Here is a 6,714-nt window from a genome sequence, read left to right on the forward strand (position 1 = left end):
TCATCCGATCCTCTCGGATCGGCGCAAGGACACCGCCGCCTACGCTTCTCTTCCCCTCTCAACAATGTCAAAGAGCACGCGCCTCACACAGAGAGACGCAGAAGAACCTCAAACACCCCGGCTTCCCTTGAAAGGACGACCAGAGCCTGAAGCTGTCCCGGCAGCAGCCCCAAAAGAAGCGCGCCGTCGATGAAGTTGTTCTACTCGAACCCCTTCTTTAGGTCAACACCTTTTTCGAAGAATTTTTCGAAATTGGCATCGTCCGTCGTCATCACTCAGTACAAAGGCAAGCTTCATCGTTCGCAGAGGCCCTATTTACCTCTGCGTTTACTTGACCAGGATCAATGACATCGATCCAAATCATCTCTTTGTCGTCAGAGGAGCCATGAAGAACTGCCATATACTGGCACTTATGGCTCTTGCCGCAGATCAGGATCTCTGAGATCGCCGATCAAGACCCGACCAAGCGTCGAGATCTGGAGATCTCGGCAGCGTCGGCGCCTGTTGGAGTTGAAGCTCGTCGGAACTGAATTCCGGCGGGGCTGCGGATATGTCGATTCCCGGTTGGTTTGTCAACACCGGCAATGACGCTCCAACGGCATTTTCCTTTTTCCTCAACGGTCAAGGTAAACGGAGGCGCTTTCCCGCCGGCCTGTGCTTGTCTCAATCTTGGGATTTGGAGCGGGCGATGGGAATCGAACCCACGACATTCAGCTTGGGAAGCTGACGTTCTACCTCTGAACTACGCCCGCGCGCCTTTATTCATATCCGGCATTCCGGCGATCCGGCAAGGGGGATCAGCGGAAGTGCTTCGAGAGCTTAAGCCCCTGGGCCTGATAGTTCGAGCCTGCGCCTGCGCCGTAGAGTACCTTAGGCCGTTCGGCCATGCGCTCGTAGACGAGGCGTCCGACGATCTGCCCGTCTTCCAGGATGAACGGCACGTCGCGGGAGCGCACCTCGAGCACGGCTCGGGCCCCCTCCCCTCCGGCCCCGGCATGGCCGAAGCCCGGATCGAAGAAGCCGGCATAATGAACGCGGAACTCGCCTACGAGAGGATCGAAGGGCACCATCTCGGCGGCGTAATCCGGTGGCACATGCACCGCCTCCTTCGAAGCGAGGATATAAAACTGGCCCGGGTCCAGGATCAGGGTGCGGGAGGCATCCGCATAGAGAGGTTCCCAGAAATCGGCAATGCGGCAGGAGCCCGGCTTGTCCACATCGACGAGACCCGTGTGGCGCTTGGCGCGATAGCCGATCAGGTTGTCTGGACCGAAGCCGGCGAGATCCACGCTCACCGCGACGCCGTCCTGGATCGACGGCTCGGCGGAAGTCACCACCCGCTCACGCTGGTGGAGCGCCAGGAGTTCGGCATCGCTCAGGCGCACCTCGCCCTTTCGCAGGCGCAGCTGGGACAGGCGCGTGCCCGTCCGGACCAGCACCGGGAAGGTGCGCGGCGAGATCTCGGCATAGAGACGCCCGTGATAGCCGGCCCCGATCGTGTCGAATTCCTGGCTCTGGTCGGTGATGACGCGGGTGAACACGTCGATGCGGCCCGTCGAACTCTTGGGGTTCGCTGCCGCCGAGAGATCCCCCGGCAGAGCCAGCTCTTCCTGAAGTTCCGCGATATAGACGCTGCCGGTCTCCAGGATGGCACCCCGGCTCAGGTCGATTTCGTGGAAGCTCAGCTGATCGAGACGATCCTGGACCGTATGGTTGCGCCCCGGCAGGAAGCTGGCACGGACGCGATAGGCCCGTTGGCCGAGGCGGAGATCCAGGCTCGCCGGCTGGACCTGGTCGGACGCGAAGGGCGTCTCCGGCCTGATGGCTCCTGCTTCCGCAAGGCGCATGATGGCATCAGCCGATTGGATCCCGTCCTTCAACGCTACCATGTCCGTCATCCGAGAGCCCTGCCCTCATAAAAGTGTTGAGCCAGACAATATCCTCTAAGCCTTGTTACGAAATTCTCAATCGCTTTCATCAGGCTCGTCGCGGAAGGCGTGCCAAGCCAGGGTGATACGGGCCAGTGCGCTCATCACCGTCAGTCCGGCGAAGGCGTAGGCCAGGATCGGAAAGGACCAAGGGAGCAGGATCATGGCGGCGAAGAAGAGGATTGTTTCCGTACCCTCCATGAAACCGGCTGTAAAATAGATCGACTTAATCCCGCGGATGTCACTGCTCATCTCCCGCTTGGCGGCAACGGCCGCGAAGGCGAGGAAGCTTGCTCCATTGACATAGAAGGAAAACAGGAGAACCGCTGCCGGCAAGGCGAAGGCGCCAGGGTCGCGCAGGGCAAAGGCCAGTGGGATGGCGCCGTAGATGGCGAAATCGAGCACGATATCGAGAAAGCCGCCCCGATCCGTCCGCCGGGTCGAGCGGGCGACAGCACCGTCGAGCCCATCGAGGAGCCTGTTGAGCCCGAACAGGATGAGCGCGGCACCATCAAGCTCAAGGGCGATCATGAAGGCCGAGGCTAAGCCGAGTACTAGCCCCGCCAGCGTCACGGCATCGGCGGAAATTCCGGCCCGGGCCAAGCCATGCCCCAGCCGATCCAGCGGCGGATCGATCCAGCGCCGCATCCATCCATCGAGCATGGCCGTTCTCCCCTGCCTCGATTGACGAGGTTCGAGGAGGGCCTTACCACGGGCAGGTCGAACTTCTCTACTGGGTGAAGGCAGGCTCATGTACAAGGCTGTGACCCGCGGCATCTCTGTGACGGTAACGCCCCGCTACATGCCCGAAGAGTCCTCCCCCGATGACGGCCGCTACTTCTTTGCCTATACGGTGGAGATCATCAACACGAGCCTGGAACGGGTTCAGCTGCGCGCCCGCCACTGGCGGATCACCGACGAGCACGGCCATGTGCAGGAGGTGCGCGGCGCGGGCGTGGTCGGCGAGGAGCCGGTGCTCGGGCCGGGCGAGAGCTTCAGCTACACGAGCGGCTGCCCCCTGACGACCCCGAGCGGCACCATGCAGGGCACCTACCTGATGGAGACCGCAGGCGGTGAAACTTTTGATGCCGAAATTCCCGCCTTCTCACTTGATATCCCGCGCGCGAAGCGCGTGCTGCACTGAGGTTTCCAATGTCACCCAAAGGCCAGCGGCTCACGCCGCTCGAAATGCTGACGCAACTCGTATCCTTCGACACGGTGAGCTCGAAGTCCAACCTGCCGCTCACCGATTTCGTCGAAAGCTACCTGCAGGGCTGGAACGTGCCTTATGTGCGCGTGCCGAATGAGACCGGCGACAAGGCGGCCATCTATGCAACAATCGGCCCGCAGGATCGCGGCGGGATCGTGCTCTCTGGGCACACGGACGTGGTGCCTGTGACAGGGCAGGCTTGGACGACGGACCCTTTCACACTACGGGTGGAGAACGGGCGCGCCTATGGACGCGGCGCTGTGGACATGAAGGCCTTCGACGCGCTCGCACTGGCGCTGATCCCTGAGTTCCAAGCAGCCAATCTCTCCACGCCGATCCATATCCTGCTCTCCTACGACGAGGAGACAACCTGTCTCGGCGTGGTCGACGTGATCCGACGCCTCGGGCACGATCTGCCGCTGCCGAAGGCCGCTATCGTCGGAGAGCCGACGATGATGGAGGTGGTGGACGCGCACAAAAGCGTCGTGACCTTCAGTACGATGGTGCACGGCTTCGAGGCGCATTCGTCGAAACCCTATCTTGGCGCGAGCGCCGTGATGACGGCCGCCGAACTGATCGCGGAACTGAACCGCATCGGCGACGAGATGATGGAGCGCGGCGACACGAGCGGGCGCTTCGACCCGCCTTACACGACCGTGCATGTGGGTACGATTGCCGGCGGCACGGCGCGCAACATCCTGTCGAAGTCCTGCAGCTTCCATTGGGAGTTCCGTGGGTTGCCGAGCCTGGATCCGCAGGAGATCCCAACCCGCTTGGAAGCGTTTGTGCAGGAGGTCGCGCTCAGGCGCCTCAACCGCTTCGGCGAGTTCGGGCGGATCGAGACAAAGCTTGAGGTCGCTGTGCCCGGACTTGCGCCGGAGCCGGGATCCTTCGCGGAAACCCTCGCCCTGCGGCTTGCCGGCAAAAACCATACGCAGACCGTCCCTTTCGGCACCGAGGCTGGCCATTATCAGGCAGCCGGCATCCCGACGGTTGTCTGCGGTCCGGGATCCATCGATCAGGCGCATCAGCCGGATGAATATATCACATTGGACCAGCTTGAGGCGGGTGCGGCTTTCATGCGGCGGCTCGCCGCGACGTGTGCGAGCTCATAAGTTTAGTGCATCACCATCCATCGTCATTCCGGGGCTGCGCAGCAGAGCCCGGAATCCATAAACGCCGACGGTGCAGAACGAGCCGCGATGCAGGTCGCCCTCTCCTGAGACGTCATGTTTATGGATTTCCGCCTTCGCGGGGATGGCAATGGTGAGCGCGGTTCGGCTTAACCTTCCGACTTCGCAATCGCGGCTTCGACCTCGACAGGGTCGAGATCGTAGAAGCGCGAGCAGAACTCGCAGGTGATGCCGATGCGGCCGTTCTCGCCCACCATGTCGCGGCGGTCTTCCGGCGGAAAGCGGCGCATCATGCCCATGATGCGCTCATGCGAGCATGTGCATTCCTCATGCACATGCTGGCCCTCGAAGACACGCACGCCGCGCTCATGGAACAGGCGATAGAGAAGCGTCTCGCTGGAGACGGCCGGATCGATCAGCTCGTGATCCTCAACGGTGCCGATCAGCGACTTGGCCTCCATCCAGGCATCGTCTTCGGACGGCGCCGCGAGATCGTTCGACGGGTGCCCCTCCGGAATATCGCCAGGGTCGAGATCGGCTTGCTGCAGGCGCTCGGACGAGGACGGCAGGAACTGGATCATCAGGCCGCCGGCGCGATAGGTGTGGCGTCCGTTCTCGAACTGCTCGGCGACGGCCAAGCGCACCTGCGTCGGGATCTGCTCCGACTGGCGGAAATACTGGTGCGCGGCCTCCTCGAAACCTTGTCCTTCGAGAGCGACGACGCCCTGGTACCGGCTGCGCTCGGAACCCTGGTCGATGGTCATGGCAAGATAGCCGGAGCCCAGGAGTTCGCCCGTTGCTACGGATGCTGAATCGAGGGCTTCGAGCCGGTCCTTGTCGAAGCGGGCTGTGGCGCGCAGGCGGTCCGGCGCATTGAAGTCCACCACCACCATATCGATGATGCCATCGGTCTTCGTCTGCAGCTGGAAACGTCCCTCGAGCTTGAGGGACGCACCGAGCATGACGGTCAGCGCCGCCGCCTCGCCAATGACGCGGGCGACCCGGTCGGGATAGCCATGGCGGGCCAGGATCGTGTCGATGGAAGGACCGAGGCGCACCACGCGACCGCGCACATCGAGGGGCTCGACCGCGAAAGGGAGAACGACGTCGTCATGTCCTTCGAACGAGGCTGAACTCATGCGCTTGCTGCTCCAAGGCACCAGGCCAGGATGCCTTTTTGTGCGTGAAGCCGGTTCTCGGCCTCGTCGAAGACCACGGATTGTGGACCATCCATCACTTCGTCCGTCACCTCCTCGCCGCGATGAGCGGGAAGGCAGTGCATGAAGATGGCCTCCTTATCAGCCACGCCCATGAGCCTGCCGTTGACCTGATAGGGCTTGAGCAGGTTCTGGCGACGAAACTCGTCATCGTCGCCCATGGATACCCAGCAATCGGTGATGACCGCGTGGGCGCCTTCGGCGGCCTCGTAGGCATCGGTGGTCACGCTGATTTTGGCCCCTTCCTGTTTCGCCCAGGACAAAAGCTCCGGACGGGGGGCAAGTTCCGGCGGAGAGGCGATCTTCAGGGTGAAATCGAGGCGCGCCGCCGCGTGAACCCAGGAGGCGAGCACGTTGTTGGCATCACCCGTCCAGGCCACCGTCTTGCCCTCGATGGACCCGCGATGCTCCTCGAAGGTCATGATGTCGGCCATGATCTGGCACGGATGCGTCATCTTGGTGAGGCCGTTGATCACCGGGATCGAGGCGTATTGGGCGAGTTCCGTCACCATGGCATGATCGAGGGTGCGGATCATGATGGCGTCCACATAGCGGGACAGGACCCGCGCCGTGTCGGCAATGCTCTCGCCGCGGCCAAGCTGCATCTCTTTTCCGGTGAGCATCAGGGTCTCGCCGCCAAGCTCGCGCATGCCGACATCGAAGGACACGCGGGTGCGGGTGGAGGGCTTGTCGAAAACCATGGCCAGGACCTTGCCCTCAAGCGGGCGCTCCTTGGCCTTCTCACCACGGCGGCGCTTGGCCTTGATGTCGGAGCCGATGTTAAGGAGGCCCCGGATCTCCGCTCCGGAGAAATCGCTCAGATCGAGAAAGTGGCGGGTATTCATTGAACGACTCCCCGCTGGGCAGCGTTTTGCTGCCCAGCTTCAATGGCCGCGCAAGCGGCTTCGATGCGGTTGACGGCCTCGCCGATCTCAGCGTCGCTGATGATCAGCGGCGGCAGGAGGCGGGCTACGTTGTCGCCGGCCCCGATCACGAGCAGCTTCTGAGCCCGGGCGGCGGCGATGAATTCGGTGTTGGGCACCGCGCTGCGCAGGCCCATCATAAGGCCGTGGCCCCGCACGTCCGCGATAACGCCGGGGTGGCGGTCCTTCAGTTCGGCGAGGCGCTGCTTGAGCAGAAGCCCCTTGCGCTCGACCTCCTTCAGGAAGCCAGGCTCCAGAATGATGTCGAGCACCGCGTTGCCCACCGCCATGGCCAGCGGGTTG

7 protein-coding genes and 1 tRNA gene are annotated in these 6,714 nt (G+C 62.7%); 2 read left to right on the top strand and 6 right to left on the bottom strand.

The features are described from left to right. Positions 1–677: 677 nt before the first annotated feature. The 3 genes from JQC81_RS31635 to JQC81_RS31645 form a co-directional block, all read right to left on the bottom strand. Positions 678–752 (bottom strand) — tRNA-Gly (locus tag JQC81_RS31635). A 45-nt stretch (positions 753–797) separates the two neighbouring features. Further along, positions 798–1,889 carry a 2'-deoxycytidine 5'-triphosphate deaminase gene (locus tag JQC81_RS31640; RefSeq protein ID WP_203275736.1) on the bottom strand — a complete coding sequence of 364 codons (1,092 nt, stop codon included), beginning with the start codon at positions 1,887–1,889 and terminating at the stop codon, positions 798–800. A gap of 75 nt (positions 1,890–1,964) precedes the next feature. Then, a complete protein-coding gene (locus JQC81_RS31645; protein WP_203275737.1) occupies positions 1,965–2,591 on the bottom strand; it encodes a CDP-alcohol phosphatidyltransferase family protein in 627 nt (208 codons plus the stop codon). Positions 2,592–2,679: 88 nt separating this feature from the next. Between JQC81_RS31645 and apaG the strand changes: the two genes are divergently transcribed. Together apaG and argE are read left to right on the top strand one after the other, a co-directional pair. Then, positions 2,680–3,072, top strand: coding sequence for a Co2+/Mg2+ efflux facilitator ApaG/CorD (apaG, locus tag JQC81_RS31650; protein WP_203275738.1), 393 nt, complete (start codon positions 2,680–2,682; stop codon positions 3,070–3,072). An 8-nt stretch (positions 3,073–3,080) separates the two neighbouring features. Next, positions 3,081–4,253, top strand: coding sequence for an acetylornithine deacetylase (gene argE / locus JQC81_RS31655; protein WP_203275739.1), 1,173 nt, complete (start codon positions 3,081–3,083; stop codon positions 4,251–4,253). A gap of 167 nt (positions 4,254–4,420) precedes the next feature. Here the strand turns inward: argE and JQC81_RS31660 are convergent, their stop codons facing one another. The 3 genes from JQC81_RS31660 to JQC81_RS31670 all read right to left on the bottom strand — a co-directional run. Beyond that, on the bottom strand, positions 4,421–5,410 hold the full coding sequence (locus JQC81_RS31660) for an Hsp33 family molecular chaperone (RefSeq protein ID WP_203275740.1): 990 nt from the start codon (positions 5,408–5,410) through the stop codon (positions 4,421–4,423). Next, entirely contained in the window at positions 5,407–6,333 is a 927-nt protein-coding gene (gene argF / locus JQC81_RS31665) for an ornithine carbamoyltransferase (RefSeq protein WP_203275741.1), read from the bottom strand. Before argF ends, JQC81_RS31660 begins: the two co-directional genes overlap by 4 nt. Further along, positions 6,330–6,714 (bottom strand): aminotransferase class III-fold pyridoxal phosphate-dependent enzyme (locus JQC81_RS31670; protein ID WP_203275742.1); only part of this gene is annotated, 385 nt, incomplete at its 5' end. The genes argF and JQC81_RS31670, both read right to left, overlap by 4 nt.

The sequence above is a fragment of the Microvirga arabica genome (assembly GCF_016811235.1).
GTDB lineage: Bacteria > Pseudomonadota > Alphaproteobacteria > Rhizobiales > Beijerinckiaceae > Microvirga > Microvirga arabica.